Genomic DNA, 19,410 nt, shown 5'->3' on the forward strand with positions numbered 1-19,410 from the left:
AGACTAGTATTTTTATAAGCTATACCCATGTTGCAAAGAAAGTAGGAGAGTAATGGAAGATTTCATCTTGTGGTTGAAGTATCTGCTGCTGGGAATTGTGCAGGGGGTTACGGAGCCGATTCCGGTATCCTCCAGCGGTCATTTGATTGTCGCCCAAAGGCTGATGGGCATGGAGCAGAACGGGCTGTCGTTCGAAATACTGACCAATACGGCCTCATTGATTGCGATCGTGTTCATCTTTCGCAAGGATTTGCAGAGATTGATTGTGAACGGCCTAAGTTATGTTCGGACACGACGACCGGAGTTTAAATCCGACTTCATGTTCATTCTGTATATTATTGTGGGTACGATTCCGGCTGTCATCATCGGACTGTTGTTCAAAGACCAGATTGAGGAAATATTCGCTTCGGTTCGCACGGTAGGCATCGCGCTGCTATTTACGGGAGTGGCCCTCTGGCTGATTCGGAACCTTCGCGGCCGCAAGCTGGATAATGACTTGTCGTTCAAGGACGCGCTTATCGTAGGCTTGGCACAGGCGGTGGCGCTGATTCCGGGGATCAGCCGGTCCGGCTCGACCGTCATTACGTCGATCGCCGTGGGGATGAAGCAGGAGACGGCCCTGCGGTTTTCCTTTATGCTGTACATTCCGATAAGCCTCGGCGGCATGGTGCTAGGCGTGTCGGATATGGCATCGGATTCCGATTTTGCTCCGCTGTTCATTCCCTATTTGATCGCATTTATCGCGACGCTCATCTGCACCTATTTTGCGATGAAATGGTTCATGAATATCATGGCGCGCGGGAATCTGAAATATTTCGCTTATTATTGCTTTGTTGTCGGCATTTTGCTGTTTGTCTTCTTATAAGAATGAGGGAAGGCTTCTCATAAGGTTCCTTGAACTTGTGAGGAGCTTTTTTTCATACTGTGGAAAGGAAGAAAGGCGATCATTGCGTAGTATCGGATATAAGAAAGGTATAAGATGAAGTTAATAGGAGGGTGGTTGTGATGTCAAAAATTCCGTTTCAATCGGTCGTTTCATCGGAGGAGGAGCTTCGAAACTTGTTCGGCGATTCCAATCACGTGGTCAAACATAAAACCATTCATCGATTGGACCAACATTGCAAAGACTTTATTTCGAAGAGCCCCTTGTTGTTTATGGCTACTTCCGACGCATCCGGAGCCTGCGACGTTTCGCCCCGAGGAGATGCGGCGGGATTCGTGCATGTGATCGAGGAGTCCTGCTTGGTCATTCCGGAGCGTCCGGGCAATCGACGGTTTGATTCGCTGCGGAATATCCTGTCCAACCCGAGAGTCGGGATCGTGTTTGTCATACCGGGTTTGAAGGAGACCTTGCGAATCAACGGCAGCGCCGTCTTGGTAAGGGACGAAGAAATCCTGGATCGGCTTAGCGTACAAGGCAAACGCCCATGGCTTGGCATTGCGGTCTCGGTCGAGGAATGCTATATGCACTGTGCAAAAGCTTTCATGCGTTCGCAAGCATGGGATCCCGATTCCTGGATACCCAGCGAACAGATGCCGAATCCGTCCAAGATCATCGCGGATCATGTGAATCAAGCTCACGTGACGGAGGAATCCGTTGCCCGGGGAATGCAGGACAGTTACACGAATCGCCTCTATTGATTTTCATTTATAATAGGTATAGCGATATAAGGAAACGATGAGATATGACGGTCAGATTGAAGATAAGGGGACCAATAACTTTGATAACGACCAGAGAACAGGTATTGGATCGATTACATAGGGGGTTACAGACCCAGGAGCGATTGATCGGGGTAGCGGCAGGAGCAGGAATATCGGCAAAATATGCGGTCAAAGGCGGCGCCGATCTGATACTGGCCTTGAATTCGGGCCGTTTTCGGCAGATGGGGCTGGGCTCCTTGGCTGGCTTCATGCCCTATGCGAACTGCAATGAAATGGTGATGGATTTCGGCTCGCGCGAAATTCTTTCCGTGGTCCGCGACGCACCGGTGATATTCGGTTTATGCGGAACGGATCCAACCGTTCAGCTGCCGGGATACTTGGATGCCATTCGCGGAAGCGGTTTTGCCGGCATCATCAACTACCCGACGGTGGGAATGATTGACGGACTGTTCCGCGAAGCCTTGGAGGAAGAAGGCATCACGTATCTGCAGGAGGTGGAAGCCATCCGGATTGCTCATGAGCGCGATATGTTTACGATGGCCTTCGTATTCAATCCGGAGCAGACGACATGGATGCTGGATGCGGGAGCGGATATCATCTGCGCCCATCTGGGCGTTACGGCAGGCGGGATGATGGGGACCTCGAAAGCATGGTCGCTGGAGAAGGGCGCCGAAATCGCCAGAGAAATTTTTGCCGTCTGTGACGACTCGGGCAAGCAGCCGATCAAGCTCGTATATGGCGGTCCGGTCCATACGCCCATCGATGTCCAGTACATGTACGACAACACGTCCGCCATGGGGTACGTGGGCGGCTCGAGCTTTGAGCGAACGCCGACGGAAGAAGCCATCGTGGAGGCGACGCATCGTTTTAAGGCAACGGGCCATCTGGAGCAGGACCGGCAGCTGATGGACAAGCTGACGCAGCTGGATGAACCGATGGATTATGTTGCCTTTGTGAAAGAATACGTAGCCGAGCATTATGCAAACCCGATTTCAATGACGGAGCTGGCCGAACGGATCCACGTTTCAAGAACGCATCTTAGCGCGCTTTTTAACAGGGAAGTGGGGTGCAGCTTTCCCGAATATATAGCCAAATACCGTATTCACAAGGCGCAGGATATCATGAAGCACAGCAAGCTGTCCCTGGGTAGAATAGCGGAGCTGGTCGGTTACCCGGACTATGTTCATTTCAGCAAGACCTTCAAAAAATACGCAGGCATGTCTCCCCAAGCCTATCGTCAGCATATGAAAGACAAATATACATAAAGATCGTACATGGATACGATCCTTTTTATTTGAAAGCGCTGTATTATGGTCTTACAGGGATCACATGCCGGACCTGTCAGTCAGAACGGGGCAAGCGATCCTGAGAAGAGACATGGGGAGGTCTTCACGGTGAAAACCATAGCCATTGCGGGGACGTTTGATACGAAGGGTGCTGAGTTTTTATACGTTAAATCGGTGATCGAGAGCTTGGGGTTACAAACGTTTACGATTCATAGCGGCGTGTTTGAGCCGATGTTCGCGCCGGATGTAACCAATATCGAGGTTGCAGGGGCGGCAGATGCGGATCTGCGCGAAATCGCGGCCCGGAAGGACCGGTCGGCAGGGACTGCAGTATTGGCTCAAGGGATGGAACAAATCGTGCCGAAGCTGTATGCAGAGGGCAAATTCGACGCCATACTGTCATTCGGCGGTACGGGGGGAACTTCCATCGTCACCGCCGGCATGCGAGCATTGCCGATCGGCGTACCAAAATTGATGGTCTCCACCGTCGCTTCCGGCAATACGGCGCCTTATGTAGGGACAAGCGACATTATCATGTTTCCGTCCATCGTGGATGTATCCGGCCTGAACTCGTTTTCCACCAAAATATTCACGAACGCGGCACACGCGATAGCCGGCATGGTTAAGTTCGAATCGGCTGCGCCGATGGATAAAAAGCCGCTGATTGCAGCGACGATGTTCGGGGTAACGACCCCCTGCATCGATTATGCCAGAGAGCATCTGGAATCGCATGGGTACGAAGTGCTGGTGTTCCATGCAACCGGCACGGGCGGGCGAACGATGGAAAGCCTCATTGAGGCCGGATTCATTGACGGTGTATTGGATTTGACGACAACGGAATGGTGCGATGAGCTGGTTGGCGGCGTTTTGGCGGCAGGGCCGAATCGGCTGGAAGCAGCCGGACGCTGTAAGGTGCCGCAGGTCGTATCGACCGGGGCGCTCGATATGGTCAACTTCGGTCCGTATGATACCGTGCCGGAGGCATTCCGGGGACGAAACCTGTACAAGCATAACCCTTCGGTTACGCTGATGCGGACCACGGTGGAGGAGAACCGGCAGCTTGGCGGGATCCTTGCGGATAAACTGAATTCGTCGCAAGGTCCTACGGTGTTGATGCTGCCGCTGAAAGGCGTATCGATGCTCGATGTGGAAGGCGAAGCATTCCATGGAACGGAAGAGGATAAGATGCTGTTCGACACGTTAAGACAACGGATAGACCGTGAGACCGTTGAGCTGATCGAGATGAATACCGATATTAACGATCCAGCTTTTGCGGTGGCCGCGGCCGATAAGCTGATGGAATTGATGAAGCGGCAATGAGAAGGGGAAGCCACAGGGCCAAGCATTCAAACTGAAGGAGGAACATATCATGGCCATGCAAACAAGAGCAGAAGTATTAGCGAAACTAAAATCAGAGGTTGCAGCGGGTAAGGTGTTGTTGGGAGCTGGAGCAGGAACAGGGATTTCTGCCAAGAGCGCCGAAGCGGGCGGCGTAGACTTAATCATTATTTATAACTCGGGCCGTTACCGGATGGCCGGGCGGGGATCTCTCGCTGGACTGATGGCGTACGGGGATGCCAATCAGATCGTGGTGGACATGGGGAATGAGGTGCTGCCGGTCGTGAAGCATACGCCGGTGTTGGCGGGAGTTTGCGGCACGGACCCGTTCCGGATCATGGATATTTTTCTGAAGCAGCTGAAGGAGCAAGGGTTTGCGGGCGTGCAGAACTTTCCGACGGTGGGCTTGATTGACGGCGTATTCCGGGCGAATCTGGAAGAGACGGGCATGGGCTATGATCTTGAGGTCGAGATGATCCGGAAGGCGCATGAGCTGGATTTGGTAACCACGCCGTATGTGTTTGACGTCGATCAGGCGAAGAAGATGGCCGAAGCCGGAGCCGATGTCCTGGTTGCTCATATGGGTCTTACCACGAAAGGCACCATAGGCGCAAAAACGGCGCTGACGCTCGACGACTGCGTGGACAAGATTCAAGCGATCTGCGATGCCGGAAAGGCCGTCAACCCGGACGTTATGATTCTGTGCCATGGCGGTCCGATTGCGGAGCCTAAGGACGCGGCGTACGTATTGTCCAGAACCCATGGGGTGGAAGGATTCTTCGGAGCATCCAGCATCGAGCGTTTTGCCACCGAGGTTGGCATCAAGCAGCAGACAGAGGCATTCAAGAATATTTCGAAATGAAGTCGTAAGCTGGAAAAAGCATGGTTATGATCCTAAGGAACGCAGAAGACTCCCGTCAGGGAGTCTTCTTGGTGTTCTATTGTCCGTTGGACTGAACCGGCAAGGCCTGCAAGCGAATCCGAAAACGGCGCATAAAATGGACATTCTCTTCGCGCCAGGCGGCATGCCTGTTGCCCGGATCAATCATCATCCTTGCGTTTGCTCTTGGATGCAGCCACGGCAAAGGCAATAACGACAAGCGGAATGAAGATAAACCATGGGATCGTAATCGTGGTCCCCAATAGCAGGGCAAGCAGCAGCAATACCACCGTGCCAATGATCAAGTACAGGCAGCCTCTGCCGAACGTCTCCATCATCCATCATCTCCTTTTGAGAAGGATAACGTAATGGACAAGTCGCAGGTTTCGCAAAACATGGCAAAAAGGCAGAAGCCTTGCCCTTGCCATCACGCCCTTTCCGGTCACGCTGACAATGAATGAAGGTTTCCACCCAATCACAGTGTAAAGTATGAAAAGCATACCAGATCAAGATCAAATTTTTTATCGCTGTTCATCTTTAGCGTTCATTTTATAATCCTTCAAAGCGCTAAGATTGGCCCGGGAATTTCCAAGCGGCGGCTTTTTGTCGCCTGGTTCCGGAGGCAGACGGTGAAGCACTTCCCGAAGCAGGGCATGATTCTCCCACACGATTTCATGAATTTCGCCCACCGTATAGAATAAGGCGCCCAAGATTGCGCCGCCAATAAGCCAAGCGATGCCTGTCAGCCAATTGCCCTCCATGATGATATGAATGATGACTCCTCCGATAAAACCGCCGATGAACCATACAGCGCCAAGCGTCTTGAACAGTTTCGACATGCCGATACCTCCATAGGATGATATCATCAATCGTATCAAAAAAAGTAAGTCATGGATATGGCGCAATACGAACGCAGAAACCTCAACTGCTGGAGGCTTAATTTTGAATAGAGGAAGCAATCATGATAGTATCAGGAATGAACCAGTGGATGAAGGGGGCATATCGATTGTGGCCAATATTAAAGAGATAGCCAAGCTTGCAGGCGTGTCGGTATCTACTGTATCCCGGGTGCTGAATAACCACCCTTATGTCAGAGAAGAGAAGCGGGCACGCGTGCTGGAAACGATGAAGAAGCTGAAATACGCCAGGAATATGAATGCGGTCCATCTGATTACAGGGAAAACGATGAATATTGCCATTATGCTTCCGTTTATTAATCATGCCTACTTCTCCTTGCTGATGGAAGGAGCAGGCCAAGAAGCGCTTGCCGCTAGCTATCGCCTCATCCTGTGCCAAACCGGGTATGCGCCGGATAAGGAAGTGGAAGTGCTGGAGATGCTGCGCAACCGCGAGATTGACGGCATCATTATTCTATCGTCGACCGTGACGCCGAAACAGATCGAAGCCTATTGCGCTTACGGACCGATTGTATGCTGTCAGGATGCAGGGGAACGCTTATTTTCTTCTATATATATAAACCATGCTGAGGCATTTCGCAGTGCCATGCGTTATTTGATAAGGCGGGGACATCGCCGCATCGGCTTCACCGTAGGAAGACTGGACAGTCCGAGCACGAGAGCGCGCCAAGCGGCCTATGAAGAAGTGCTTCAAGAAATCGGAGAGCCTTACCGCGAGGAATGGATCCTGGACGGTTGTATTGATCTCGAGGACGGTGCAGCGATTATGGATCGGCTGTCGGGCATGGAGGAACGTCCCAGCGCCATATTGGTGACGGGTGACCATGTGGCCGCCGGGTTAATCTATGAAGCGGAGAAAAGGGGGCTGTCCATCCCGCAAGAGCTGGCCGTCATCGGATTCGACAACCAGCCGATCGGCAAAATGCTGGGCCTTACTACGATCGATAACCGCCTGTTTGATATGGGTACGGAGGCGTTCAGGATACTCTATGCACATATTCAAGGGGAGCAGAAGGAGCCGATTCGGAAGGAGCTTGCTTTCGAGCTGATTGAACGTTCGTCGGTCTAATGGCTGCAAAACCAAGTTATAACAAACGGATTACAAAGTTCGACAATTGTGATATTCTTATCTATGCAAGTGCTTTGTTTCACAACGCTAAACGTCTGCAAGCGATTTGCAGGCGTTCTATTCTGTATCATAGAAGGGAAAGGAGCATATCAAACGTGGATGCCCTTACACAGTTTAAAAAAGCTTCCCGAATCAAAGTGATTCCCGTCATGCTGATTCCGGTCGCTTTGGGAGCGCTCGGGGCTTACGTATGGACGGGTACATTTCATATAGGCCTTTTTTTATTGACCTTGATCGGGAGCGGCGCTGCCCATTTGTTCTCCAATATGGTGAACGATTTATGGGACTATAAGAACGGAACGGACACAGAAGCGCAGGAGCATGTAGATGCAATCTCCACCAACTCCGGGTTTTTGACCAAAGGGGTCTGGTCGCTCCGTAAGTTCGAGATCGTCACCTGGACGCTGTTCGGGATCGCGGCGCTGAGCGGCATCATCCTCAGCTTGATCAGCGGCTGGTGGGCTTTCGTCTTTGGCGGACTCGGCGGGTTGATCGCTTACTTTTACGTCGCACCGCCGATTCGATTCGGTTATCGCGGCAAGGGCTACAGTGAAATTGCGATTTTGCTGTCCTTTGGTATTTTGCCGGTGATGGGCGCATACTACGTTCAAACCTCACATATGGATGTTCGGGCCTTGCTGCTGTCACTGCCCATCGGGCTGCTGACAACGTTGATTTTGTTCAACCATCACTTTTTGCATTGGCAGGCAGACCGTCAGGCCGGGAAGAAGACCCTGGTCGTGGTATGGGGCGAAAAGAGAGCGCTGAACTTCTCACGAGTTCTGCTGCTGCTGGCATGCCTCTCCTTGATAGCCTGCGTATTGGCCGGAGCGCTCCCGCCTTACGCACTGATTGCGCTGCTTACGATCATTCCGTTGTATCTTGTCTATGGAAGGCTGAAGGACAGCAACCGTTCGGAGGCATATTTACCGCTGATGGGCGCGTCAACGATGACTACCATGCGCTGCGGCGGCGTGCTGATCCTGTCATTGATCATTCAGGGAATCATTCAGACTTTGTAAGGAAGAAGGGGAAATAGATGGAACAACAACGCGTTTTTGGTGATTTTCACTCCATCCTGTCCGAGAGCGGGACTTGGAAGATCGGCGGGTTCCCGCTGCCGGACGGTTCATTCTGGGAATATCGCGAGCCGAATGCGGTCGTTATCGTCCGCAATGGAATTCTGTACGTACGCGCACCGCTGAGCCGCCAGAATAATCAGATCCAAATTCTCGATAACGCCAAGCATATGTATTATTCCAACGAAGAAGTGGACGTGCCGGAATCCGGCGAGGTGACCTTCGAGCTGCAAATTCGGGCCCGCACCCAAGGAACGGTTCCCGGCGACTTGTATGACGGCTACGTATCTTTGAATCTGCTTGATTTCAGCACCGGCGCGGCACTGGACTTTTTTGCTTCGAACGACAAATACGCCAGCGTGTATGCGGTCCTGCCGTTCCCGGGCGTGCAGGTGCCGGAATCGGACAAGACCCGTTACTTCTGCATTTTCAAAGAGGAAGATACGCACTTTACGCCGCGGGAATTCAACACGTACAAAATCACGTATAACCGTGCCAAGGACGAGGCTATCTTCTACGTGAACGGCGAAGAGATCCGCCGGGAGAAAAACATCCCGATCAAGTTCAACAAATTCACCATCGCGCTTGGCATCATGACCGAAAAAGATCTGACGCCGGAGGGCAGCGTATCCGTGCACGGACAAACCGTCATTGCGGAATACTCTCCCGTGACGGTTACGATAAAAGAGTAGACTTATATAGTAGAAAAAGAGATCATGCTCATGTCTGTGGGCATGATCTCTTTTTTGTCTGAGGCCGAATCGGGGAGGCTGTAAGCCCCCGAAAGGCCGAAGAAGCCGAGCCGGCAAGCCTGTGAGTCCCAAGGGGATTCGCAGCATGTCCGGCCCCATCTGGGTGTAGGAAGATTAGGTGGGAGCCAGTGGCAGTGCCACAAGCCGAGCCGGCAAGCCTGTGAGTCCCGAGGGGATTCACAGCATGTTCGGCCATTCGAGCGTAGGAAGATTAGGTGGGAGCCAGTGGCAGTGCCACAAGCCGAGCCGACAAGCCTGCGAGTCCTGAGGGGATTCGCAGCATGTCCGGCTATTCGGGTGTAGGAAGATTAGGTGGGAGCCAGTGGCAGTGCCACAAGCCGAGCCGACAAGCCTGTGAGTCCCGAGGGGGATTCACAGCATGTCCGGCCATAAATCAGGCTAAGCTGACCGTGTGGAACTGATCAGCTTAGCCCCTTCCCCGCCCAGCCCCCAAAGGCCATCCCTGAAGAATGGGATGGCTCTCTTTGCGGGAAAGATTGGAGGCCGAGCCCAAGAAAGAGGATGTATCCGTGGAGGAGACCTGGCGTTCGCCTTTGAAACCGGGAAAATACCGCAAAAATATCATCCTGTTTTCCTGGTTTCAACAGCGACCGGAACGGATACATCCTCCCCAGACCAGGCCGACTAATCTTGACATCCAAATAAGAAAGCCATCCCACAAACCATGGGATGGCTTTCATCGTTATTTCAAATCCTCAATCGAATTGGCTTCCACGTAAGACGGAACCACCAGTCCGGTTTTTACGCCTTCCATGTTGGCGCCAAGGTCTTCAACTTGGTCCTTGAATTTATCCCAGTAGTCCGCATGCGTCAGCGGCAGCCAAGCAGCCACGGTGGCGTCCACGTCGCCGTTGGCAACGCCGGTCCACATAGGGCCTGCTTCTACTTGAAGGGCCTCAACTTTGTAACCCAGCTTTTCTTCCATGATCACTTTCAGCAGGTTGGTGCTGGCAATTTCGGAATCCCAAGCCACATAACTGAATTTGAAGCTTTTGCCGTCAACCGGTTGAACGCCTTCGAGCCAAGCATCGACTTTCTCAGCGTTGCTGTCCGCCCATTCTTTAGCAGCAGCCTCAGGGTCTTGGCCTTCTTGGATCGCGGTCATAATCTGACCCATATCGTCGGACGTCCACTTGAAATTGCTCAGGAACTTATAGGCTTCCGGATGATCTTCCTGAAGTCCAAGGCGGGCAACGGTGTGGATCTCTTCCGCTTCACCGTAGACTTTCTTCGGATCTTCCAGATACTTCAGATCGTATTTGGCGAACATCCAGTGCGGAGTCCAACCGGTAATAATGATCGGATCTTCGTTCTTGATGGCTTTATCGAGAGTTGCCGTCATGGCCGCGCCGGAACCTTCGATCAGTTTCCAGTCGGTCAATCCATATTCCTCAATCGCAGCAGCCGTTGCTTTCATAATACCCGCGCCAGGATCAATACCGATGATTTCATGTTTGACTTGATCGCCGAGGGAAGCGGTGGAACCGCCATCAGCCCCGTTGTCCGTCGTTCCATTCGCGCCGCCGTTTCCGCCCTGACCGCAAGCGGACAGGACCAGAATAGCGGCCAAGCTCAGCAGCAACCAAAACTTCTGTTTCTTCAAATTAAGCACCCCTTTTTTTCGATTTAAATATATTTTGTGTAAAGCGGTCGAGGACAATCGCCAAAATGACGACAGCCAAGCCGGCTTCAAACCCTTTACCGATTTGCAGCTGCGTTACTGCACGATATACCTCGGCACCGATACCTTGGGCGCCGATCATCGAAGCGATAACCACCATCGACAACGACAGCATGATGGTCTGGTTAATGCCGGCCATCAAGGTTGGCATGGCCAGCGGCAGCTGAACCTTGAACAATTTCTGCCCGGAAGTCGAACCGAATGCATCCGCAGCTTCAGTCAATTCGCCGGATACTTGCATAATGCCGAGGCGGGTCAGGCGAATCGTCGGCGGAATCGCGAAGATAACCGAAGCGATAACTCCCGGAACCACGCCCAGACTGAAGAATGTGACGGCAGGCAGCAAGTATACAAATGCCGGCATGGTCTGCATAAAGTCCAGAACCGGTATGATCACGCGGGATGCGGACTTGCTATAGGCCGCCCATATCCCTAGCGGAACACCTAGAATGACGGAGATCAATGCTGCCGTGATGACCAGACTGAGCGTACTCATCGTCTGTGACCAGTAGCCCAAGTTGTCGATCAGCAGGAAACCGATGGCCGTGAACAAGGTTAACGGCAGACGGCCCAGCAGGTAGGCAATGACGGCCAGGATGACGATGAACAAATACGGATGAGGCAGCATGAACAAATCCGTAAACAACTGCACAACGTTCTCGATAATGAAAGAGATGGCGTCAAAGAATCCGGAGAACACGTCTCCCATCCAATCGACCAAGGAATCAACCCAGCTGGCAAGAGGGATCTTAGGCATCTTGCGTCACCTCCTCGCTCTTGGTTTCTCCGGCCAAGGCACCAAGGACGGCACCGCGGACGATAACGCCCATCAGTCGGCCGGTATCATCCACAACGGCCAATGGCACTTTGGACATGCTCGTAATTTCAAACAATTCATTTAGCAGCGTGTCGGGTCCGACGCTCGGTCCGTCCGTGATGAGAATATCCGCAAGCTTGCGGTTATTCTTCATGGCATCCGATGCATCTTCCGCCGTAATGACGCCGAGCAGCTTCTTCGAACGGTCGATCACGAACAGGTTCGAGATGCCGCGTTCACGCATAAGCTCCAGCGCAACCCGAGGCCCGCGATCCATCGTGATGGTTTCCGGACGGCGCATAACCCGTGAAGCGGTAAGCACCTTGGACAGATCCACGTCTTCCACGAACCGTTCGACGTAGTCGTTGGCAGGCTGGGTCAAGATTTCCTCCGGCGTGCCGATCTGCACGATCGAGCCATCCTTCATCAAGGCAATGCGGTCGCCGATCCGAAGAGCTTCGTCCAGGTCGTGGGTAATGAACACGATGGTTTTTTTCATTTTGTCCTGAAGCTCGATCAATTCGTCCTGCATGTCTCTGCGAATGAGCGGATCCAGTGCGCTGAAGGCTTCGTCCATCAGCAGAATCTCCGGATCGTTGGCAAGCGCACGGGCCAGCCCGACGCGCTGCTGCATGCCGCCGCTGAGCTGATCGGGCATTTTTTCCTCCCAGCCCTTCAAGCCTACAAGCTCAAGCGACTTCATGGCCGCTTCGCGGCGTTTGCTCTTGTCTACCTTCTGAATCTCCAGACCGTATTCCACATTGTCCACAACCGTGCGATGGGGGAACAAGGCGAACTTCTGGAACACCATGCTGATTTTTTTGCGGCGTACGTCCCGCAGCTGTTCCTTGTTCATCTTTCGCAGGTCCTTGCCGTGTATCAGGATTTCGCCCGATGTCGGTTCAATCAACCGATTTAGCAAACGGACGAGCGTAGACTTCCCGCTGCCCGATAGCCCCATAATCACGAAGATCTCGCCTTCCTGAATATCGAAGCTGACACGGTTAACGCCAACCGTTATATTTTTCTCTTTTGCAATTCGCGCTTTACTCCAGCCTTGCTCAAGCAATTGAAGCCCTTGTTCCGGGTTCGCGCCGAACAATTTGCTGACTTTGTTAACTTGCAGAATAGCCAAAAGTACTCCTCCTTTTATTGTATAGAGACGCGTCCATTTGTCCGAGTCTTTGCCGATGTCGTCTCGTAAACCCATGTCACCCATTGTAACAACCGATACGTAAAGTATCAAACGTTATATCCGTACATAAAGTACGTACAGTAAAAACTGTACAAAGTTATCCTTTGAAATGCTCTCATATGCTCCGATATCCTCCAAAGCGATCTTCTTTACTTTTAAAATAGCTTTCCCTACAATAGATCAGAGAATGTGTGTGGATTCGGCTTGTTTAGATTTCATTGAGATCGTTCACACTACACTTCGAGTCCACCTAGTTTTGTTATGTTGACATGACTTCTTGGATGGCTACAGTATAGAGGAGGCTGCAAGCATGGGCTTGTACCATTTAGATGATGAACGGCAGGCAGCCGTGCAGAAGATTCGTAAGCGTGTCATTGAAAATATTGGACGGAATATGGACTTGTACGGCATTCCACACTCAACGGGACATTTATACGGATTACTTTATTTTGCAGATAAACCGATGAACCTGGATGAAATGGGACAGGAAATGAAGATGAGCAAAACGAGCATGAGTACAGGCGTGCGGACGCTGCTCGATTATAAAATGGTCAACAAGGTGTGGGAGAAGGGTTCCCGCAAGGATTTGTATGAAGTGGAATACGATTGGTACCAGACCTTCTTTGATTTTTTCGATATTAAATGGCGTAAATCGGTGGAGAGCAACATTCTGGTCCTGCGCAAAGCGCTTGACGAAACGGAGAAGCTCCGCAAAGCGCATGAGGATGACGAAGAACTGGTAGCGGTGCTGCAAGAGGATCAGGCGAAGATGCGTGAGGCTGTTGCTTACTATAAATGGCTGGAACGATTGATTGATACTTTCGTGGATGGCGAAATCTTCAACTATGTGCCGAAAGAGCCGCCTGAGGGCAAATCCTGATCTTGAATATGGGGAAATTCCCCAGTATAATGTGAAGTAAGGCAATGCTTACCTAAGAGGTACAACCTGATTTTATCGGGTTGTGCCTTTTTTTGTTATATGGCGCTGCCTTAAGCGAATAAACCGCGTGTTAACCGCACATGTGGTGCAAAAATAATCAGGAGGGGTTAGAATGGTCAGTATGTCCTCAAGAATGGTAGAGATCGCAGATTTTCCATCGGTTAGCTTAAGCAATACCCGGAGTTTGTATGTATATCTTCCACCCAGTTATCACGAGAATACGGAGAAGCATTATGCCGTACTCTATATGCATGACGGGCAGCACGTATTTTCAGCGGATGAGCGAGGCGGCTCATGGGATATGCACGTCACCGCGGATCGGCTGGTTTCCGAGGGGCGGATGGAGGAAATTATCATCGTCGGCATCGCCACGGTTCCCCATCAAAGGCTGAATGAGTATTTCCATGACAACCCACGGATGCATCAGGTGTTCGATCCGCCGTTTGCCGGCGAACGGTACGAAACCTTTATCATTGAAGAAGTGATGCCTTATATCAACCAGAATTTTCGAACGTTGAGGGGCCCGGAGCATACGGCTATGATGGGCTCGTCCGCGGGCGGAATCGTCACCTACAACATCGGTTTCCGGAGGCCGGATGTGTTCGGCAGCATTGCGGTCATGTCGCCTTATTTTGTCAGAGCCCAATTCGATGAACGGGGCGAACTGAAGGAACATCCCTTTTATGAAAGATACGGTACGCACCCGAATCTTCGGGTTTGGCTGGATATGGGCGGTGCGGAAGGTGTTTTCATGGAAAAATACGCCCGGGAGGAAGCGGAACGCTTGGTTGAGGACGGTTTTGTGCCGGGGGATGATCTCATGCTGTTCCTGGATCCGGGAGCAGCTCACAGCCAAAGCGACTGGGCAGGCAGAGCGCACGCACCGCTGCTGTATTTTTTCGGAAACATTGGTGAACCGGTCTCGGTCAAGCTGGATGGCGACGGCGTCGCAGGGGTAAACGGGCCCGTCAAGCAACTGAATCCGGTCATTACATACGACAGCGGATTTGTTCAAACGTTGATGAATGGAACATATCATGTTGAGTCTCCGGAATTGCTCACGATACTGCCGGACGGAACGCTGAAGCCTCGAACTCCCGGCAGCACCCGGATTACGCTGCAAATGGGAAGCTTAAGCGCGGATAAAGAGATTACGATCGTTGAAGAACTTCCGGAATTCGTGAAAGTCGCGATTGAGGTGAAGGTACCTCCTGCAACGCCCGTTTCTCCCATGATCTATGCCGGATTTGAGATTCCGTACAGCGGAGAGGGCGTTTACAGGGGAAGCGCGATGGTACCGCATGGTTTGTCTTTTACGTTCAAGGTATCGCGAGGGTTTGGATTGCATGAGAAGATCGGGGATCCCAAAGTGAAACGGCGTTCGTTTACGGCAACGTCCGACTTGGAGCTGTTTTACGAGGTTGAGGACTGGGATGTTTAAAAGATGGATTGGCAATTGGAGGTTGAATCAGCATGACCATCAGATCAGCAAGGCCACAGGATGCGGGCGCGGCAGCCAGGCTGCTGTATGACGCACTGCACGATGTAGCTCATCGGTTAACGGGGGAAGACAGCGAAGAGAAAGCGCTTGAAGTGCTGGAGCAATATTTTCGGGCGGACGAGGGCAGGCTCAGTTACCGTCAGTCTGCCGTGAAGGAGATCGACGGCGAGGTGGCCGGCATCATCGTTGCTTACGGCGGCGATCAAGCGGCCGAATTGGACCGTCCCATCTTGGATCGACTGCGGAAGCTGAAGAACGACCCTACCGTAACGCTGGATCAAGAAGCGGATGAAGATGAATACTATATCGATACGTTATCCGTTTCCCCGCAGTTTGGAGGCAAGGGGCTCGGCTCGGCGCTCATACTTCATGCGGAGAACCGGGCGAAGGAGCTTAAGTACCATAAAATTGCCCTCGCCGTGGTGACGGACAATCATCGTGCCCATTCCTTGTACGACCGAAAAGGATATAAAACGGATAAGGACATCATAATTAACGGGCATGTTTATCATCATATGGTCAAGCCCGTGTAGAAAAAAATAAACAATTTATAAACCGCCTATTTACAAATGGTAATAGGTGGTTTATTATTGTGACATACCGATCTAAAAAATTAGATTGATAAACTAAATTAGATCAAACGAAAATAATCGTATGAATAACAAGTTTAGAATGAATAATTCAATTAGAATGGAGAGCTGCATGATGGATCAAGATCAAAATCAAAGCATTGAAATATCGGTGGAACAAGCGAAGCTGCTAGGCAGTGCCCAGAGGGTGAAAATTCTCGGAACCATGCTGGATACGGCCAAAACCTCCAAACAAGTCGCGGATGAATTGGGAGATTCGCCGGGAAGCATCCACTATCATATCCAGAAGTTATATGACGGCGGGCTGATAGATTTGGTGGAGACCCGGACGGTCGGCGGCATCGTTGAGAAATATTATAAATCCAAAGCGAAGTGGTTTAACACCAAGGGAACGCAAACGATGGACCCGGTTCTTGCCGAAGATTACGACGCGGCGACCCGAACCCGAATTAGCTTGAGGCTGCAGCTGAACGCCGACCAATATGAGGAGATGACAACGGAGTTCAAGGAACTGCTCGAAAAATGGGTGAATAAGACCATCGCGACCAAAGGGGAAGACAGCAAGGAGTATGCCGTTGGGATCAATGTGGTTTCGACGGAAACGTCCAAATAGGAAGGGGCCTCACAGCCTCTTCTCCTAAACGATAAAATTGAAAAATAAGGGAGTGTTTCTCTGTGGAGATTTTAAAGAATCGCAATTTTCTGCTATTGTTTATTGGCCGAATCCTTACGAATATCGGTGACAGCCTGTATGCTGTAGCGGCCATGTGGCTGGTATACGATCTGGGAGGTTCGACGCTGTATACAGGGCTTGCCGGCCTCCTCTCGATTCTCCCCCGGATCATTCAATTGTTATCCGGCCCGATGATCGACCGCGTTCCCATACGGGGGCTTCTGGTGTACACCCAGTTCATTCAAGCGCTTCTTCTGTTGATCGTTCCGCTTGCATTTTATTTCGACTTTCTGACGGTCGGCCTTGTACTGGCGATTACACCGATTCTATCGACGTTGAATATGTGGGTATATCCGGCCCAAATGTCGGCCCTTCCTAAAATTCTCGAAAAGAAGCAGCTGACGCAAGGCAACTCGCTGTTCTCCCTGGCCTACCAAGGCATCGATGTCGCTTGCAATGCCATATCCGGCGTATTGATTGTCGTGCTGGGCGCAGTATCCCTTTACTTATGGAATTCCATTGGATTTTTCGTCGGAGCTTTGTTGTTTGCGCAATTGAAAATCAAGAAGTCCATCAAGACTTCCGATAACAACGAGAATAAAACAACGGCGAAAGCGTCCGTTACTTCAAAAACGATGCAAAAGGCTCTCAGCGATTATTGGACCGACATGAAAGAAGGTCTCCGCTACATCCTGGCAACTCCGCTCGCTCGGGTACAGATGGGGATTATCGTCATCAATGCCGCAGGCGGCGCTACCTTCACGGTTATGCCTGCGTTCGCCGACAGCCTCGGCGGAGCCGGCGTGTACGGGATCTTGCTCATGGCCCAGGCTTGCGGAAGTTTGCTGGGAGCGATCCTGGCTCCGTATTTGAAGCTGGAGCGCCTGCCGCTTGGATATCTTTTTGCCGGAGCGTTTTGTTTGTCGGGTGCTGCCTGGTGTCTCAGCGTGTTCACCCCTTGGACCTGGCTTGTCGTTCTGGTGTACGGCCTGGCATGGTTTCCGGGAGGCATTACGAACGTGATCATCAATTCGGTCATTCAGAAGGCGATACCCGAGAAAAGATTGGGCACGGTGTTCGCGGCAGCAAGCGGACTCAGCGGAATTGCCATGCCGCTTGGCAGCCTGATTGGAGGTGCCCTTGGCGTGGTTGCGGCCAGCTCCTCCGTTATCGCGGGATGCGGAATCGCCGTGTTCTGCGTAGGGATCTTCTGGGTCTTCGACTCGACCACCCGCAGCCTTCCGTCACCTGACCAAGTGGATGAGGAATGGTTCGCGCCTTACACGAACGCAACGCCTGAGAAGTCCGTCTCGCTGCATGCTGCCCATTAAGATGGCTGACTTGGATGAGGTTGATGCTTGTTGAAGAATAAGTCTCGGATAGGGAAACCCATGCCGCCATTTTAATAACGAGCCCCGGATGAATCGGCGATCGAATGGATTCATCCTGGCTCGTTTTTTACGCCGTGAGCGATCTTAAGCCCATGCCGCAGTCCGCTGTAATCATGCTTGTCAGGCTAGTCTGCATAATGTGACCAAGTCCCTCATAGACATGTATCAATCAAGTCAAAACAAGTGTTGAAGGGGATGATGACATGCGCCGGATTTCATGGGTGCTGCTCGCGGTAGTATTATGCTTAACAACAATACTGGCGGGATGCGGGAAGAAAAATGCAGACAGCGTTGTGAAGGATCTGGGCAAGGTGGCTGATAAGCTGGAAAGTGCCAAGGGCGCTTACCAGGGAGCGGGCGTTATGACCATACATACCGGTTCGGCGCCGCAGGAGTATCAGGTTGAGGTATGGTACCAATCTCCATCTTACTATCGGATCAGCTTAACCAACGGGCAAAAGGATATTACGCAAATCGTGCTTCGCAACGATGACGGCGTGTTCGTACTGACGCCAAGCTTAAATAAGAGCTTCCGCTTCAAGAGCGACTGGCCGGATAATCAGGGGCAGGTGTATCTGTATCAAACGCTGCTTAGCAGCATTCTGAGCGACAATACGCGCCAGTTTGCCGAGGACAAGGACAGCTACGTGTTTGATGTAGCCGCCAACTACCACAGTCATTCCTTGATTCGTCAAAAGATCTGGCTCGCCAAGGACAACTACACGCCGAAACAGGTACAAGTATCGGACTCGGAAGCCAATGTCGTCGTTGAAGTGAAGTTCAATACCTTTACATTCGATACGAACCTAACCAAGGATTCGTTTGATACCAACAAGAATCTGAGTGCCATGAACGATGCGAAGGGGACGATTGCGGAAGTGGACGAGAACGGGGTACCGGTGGCTTCCACTACGGAGGGGAACGGCGCTCAGGGAACCGAGGGCTTGACGGAAACGGCTGCCGGCGGCGACATGGGATCCTTCGGCATCATCTATCCGGAATATGTGCCTGCAGGGGTTACGAACAAGGACACCATGGAAGTTCCGGAGAGCAAGGACCATGCGGTTATTCTGAAGTACGACGGCGTATACCAATACACGATCATGGAATCCAGACCGTCGGATCGTGCGGTTTCACTCGTTCCGGGCGAAGCGGTGTATATTGATTTCACGACGGTCGGCCTGCTCACCGGCGATCAGCAAAGAACGCTGACTTGGAGTTCGGAAGGCGTGGAATACCGGATCACGAGCGCTAATCTGCCAGTCGAAGAAATGAAGAAAGTCGCTGCTTCCATGCAGGGAGAATCGGGTAAATAATACGAAGTAGGCGAATACCAAGCATTGAAGGAGGGCAATCTTCCGACAATGAGGCCATTCGCCTATTTTCTCCAAATAAAGGAATTTGGGCAGGGGACTTCATCGATATTTTGCAGATATTCCGACGTTTCACCAAGTTTCGCCGTCCGGATGGAACCACGAGCTCCATAAATAAGCAGTTTGTCTCAATTGACAGTTGCTCCCGGGAACATTACCATTAATCTATTGTAAAGCATAATGCT

The 19,410-nt window shown here is 51.6% G+C and carries 19 protein-coding genes; 14 read left to right on the forward strand and 5 right to left on the reverse strand.

All coding sequences use genetic code 11. From position 1 onward, the window contains the following. Positions 1-52: 52 nt before the first annotated feature. The 5 genes from JNUCC32_RS30560 to JNUCC32_RS30580 all read left to right on the forward strand — a co-directional run bounded on the left by JNUCC32_RS30560 (position 53) and on the right by JNUCC32_RS30580 (position 5,148). Positions 53-865: an undecaprenyl-diphosphate phosphatase gene (locus JNUCC32_RS30560; protein WP_192570678.1), complete on the forward strand. Its 813-nt coding sequence runs from the start codon at positions 53-55 to the stop codon at positions 863-865. A gap of 140 nt (positions 866-1,005) precedes the next feature. Further along, on the forward strand, positions 1,006-1,641 hold the full coding sequence (locus JNUCC32_RS30565) for a pyridoxamine 5'-phosphate oxidase family protein (protein ID WP_192570679.1): 636 nt from the start codon (positions 1,006-1,008) through the stop codon (positions 1,639-1,641). Positions 1,642-1,721: 80 nt separating this feature from the next. After that, the gene (locus JNUCC32_RS30570; protein ID WP_228468849.1) at positions 1,722-2,927 is read left to right on the forward strand and encodes a phosphoenolpyruvate hydrolase family protein; all 1,206 of its coding nucleotides are present in this window, start codon (positions 1,722-1,724) and stop codon (positions 2,925-2,927) included. Between the two features lie 129 nt (positions 2,928-3,056). Next, positions 3,057-4,268, forward strand: coding sequence for a Tm-1-like ATP-binding domain-containing protein (locus JNUCC32_RS30575; protein WP_192570681.1), 1,212 nt, complete (start codon positions 3,057-3,059; stop codon positions 4,266-4,268). 49 nt (positions 4,269-4,317) lie between these two features. Next, positions 4,318-5,148: a phosphoenolpyruvate hydrolase family protein gene (locus JNUCC32_RS30580; RefSeq protein ID WP_192570682.1), complete on the forward strand. Its 831-nt coding sequence runs from the start codon at positions 4,318-4,320 to the stop codon at positions 5,146-5,148. A 179-nt stretch (positions 5,149-5,327) separates the two neighbouring features. On the opposite strand, the gene JNUCC32_RS30585 is transcribed toward JNUCC32_RS30580, so the two are convergent. After that, entirely contained in the window at positions 5,328-5,504 is a 177-nt protein-coding gene (locus JNUCC32_RS30585) for a hypothetical protein (protein WP_192572761.1), read from the reverse strand. Positions 5,505-5,687: 183 nt separating this feature from the next. Further along, positions 5,688-6,005, reverse strand: a complete 318-nt coding sequence (locus JNUCC32_RS30590) for a hypothetical protein (RefSeq protein WP_009593992.1) — start codon at positions 6,003-6,005, stop codon at positions 5,688-5,690. Between the two features lie 169 nt (positions 6,006-6,174). Between JNUCC32_RS30590 and JNUCC32_RS30595 the strand changes: the two genes are divergently transcribed. The 3 genes from JNUCC32_RS30595 to JNUCC32_RS30605 all read left to right on the forward strand — a co-directional run bounded on the left by JNUCC32_RS30595 (position 6,175) and on the right by JNUCC32_RS30605 (position 8,983). Continuing rightward, positions 6,175-7,152, forward strand: coding sequence for a LacI family DNA-binding transcriptional regulator (locus JNUCC32_RS30595; protein WP_192570683.1), 978 nt, complete (start codon positions 6,175-6,177; stop codon positions 7,150-7,152). A 155-nt stretch (positions 7,153-7,307) separates the two neighbouring features. Beyond that, the gene (locus tag JNUCC32_RS30600) at positions 7,308-8,234 is read left to right on the forward strand and encodes a prenyltransferase (protein WP_119846568.1); all 927 of its coding nucleotides are present in this window, start codon (positions 7,308-7,310) and stop codon (positions 8,232-8,234) included. A 17-nt stretch (positions 8,235-8,251) separates the two neighbouring features. After that, entirely contained in the window at positions 8,252-8,983 is a 732-nt protein-coding gene (locus tag JNUCC32_RS30605) for a DUF6081 family protein (RefSeq protein ID WP_192570684.1), read from the forward strand. Positions 8,984-9,746: 763 nt separating this feature from the next. Here the strand turns inward: JNUCC32_RS30605 and JNUCC32_RS30610 are convergent. From JNUCC32_RS30610 to JNUCC32_RS30620, 3 genes are read right to left on the reverse strand one after another with little or no spacing between them, the layout of a single operon-like run. Further along, on the reverse strand, positions 9,747-10,667 hold the full coding sequence (locus JNUCC32_RS30610) for a glycine betaine ABC transporter substrate-binding protein (protein WP_009594437.1): 921 nt from the start codon (positions 10,665-10,667) through the stop codon (positions 9,747-9,749). A 1-nt stretch (position 10,668) separates the two neighbouring features. Next, positions 10,669-11,502: an ABC transporter permease gene (locus tag JNUCC32_RS30615; RefSeq protein WP_015737263.1), complete on the reverse strand. Its 834-nt coding sequence runs from the start codon at positions 11,500-11,502 to the stop codon at positions 10,669-10,671. Continuing rightward, positions 11,495-12,697: a quaternary amine ABC transporter ATP-binding protein gene (locus JNUCC32_RS30620; RefSeq protein WP_096776518.1), complete on the reverse strand. Its 1,203-nt coding sequence runs from the start codon at positions 12,695-12,697 to the stop codon at positions 11,495-11,497. Before JNUCC32_RS30620 ends, JNUCC32_RS30615 begins: the two co-directional genes overlap by 8 nt. A 370-nt stretch (positions 12,698-13,067) precedes the next feature. On the opposite strand from JNUCC32_RS30620, the gene JNUCC32_RS30625 reads away from it, so the two are divergent. The 6 genes from JNUCC32_RS30625 (at position 13,068) to JNUCC32_RS30650 (ending at position 19,168) form a co-directional block, all read left to right on the forward strand. After that, positions 13,068-13,637, forward strand: coding sequence for a GbsR/MarR family transcriptional regulator (locus JNUCC32_RS30625; protein WP_015737261.1), 570 nt, complete (start codon positions 13,068-13,070; stop codon positions 13,635-13,637). 172 nt (positions 13,638-13,809) lie between these two features. Next, complete coding sequence (locus JNUCC32_RS30630; protein ID WP_192570685.1) at positions 13,810-15,138, forward strand: alpha/beta hydrolase; 1,329 nt, start codon at positions 13,810-13,812, stop codon at positions 15,136-15,138. Between the two features lie 32 nt (positions 15,139-15,170). Beyond that, the gene (locus JNUCC32_RS30635) at positions 15,171-15,731 is read left to right on the forward strand and encodes a GNAT family N-acetyltransferase (RefSeq protein ID WP_192570686.1); all 561 of its coding nucleotides are present in this window, start codon (positions 15,171-15,173) and stop codon (positions 15,729-15,731) included. A 169-nt stretch (positions 15,732-15,900) separates the two neighbouring features. Beyond that, positions 15,901-16,401: a winged helix-turn-helix domain-containing protein gene (locus JNUCC32_RS30640; protein WP_192570687.1), complete on the forward strand. Its 501-nt coding sequence runs from the start codon at positions 15,901-15,903 to the stop codon at positions 16,399-16,401. A 62-nt stretch (positions 16,402-16,463) separates the two neighbouring features. After that, positions 16,464-17,792 (forward strand): MFS transporter, encoded by a 1,329-nt coding sequence (locus JNUCC32_RS30645; protein ID WP_192570688.1) that lies wholly within the window; start codon positions 16,464-16,466, stop codon positions 17,790-17,792. A gap of 263 nt (positions 17,793-18,055) precedes the next feature. Continuing rightward, on the forward strand, positions 18,056-19,168 hold the full coding sequence (locus tag JNUCC32_RS30650; protein ID WP_096776514.1) for an outer membrane lipoprotein-sorting protein: 1,113 nt from the start codon (positions 18,056-18,058) through the stop codon (positions 19,166-19,168). Positions 19,169-19,410: the final 242 nt, after the last annotated feature.

Origin of the sequence: Paenibacillus sp. JNUCC32, assembly GCF_014863545.1 — a bacterium.
Classification (GTDB): domain Bacteria; phylum Bacillota; class Bacilli; order Paenibacillales; family Paenibacillaceae; genus Paenibacillus_AQ; species Paenibacillus_AQ lautus_A.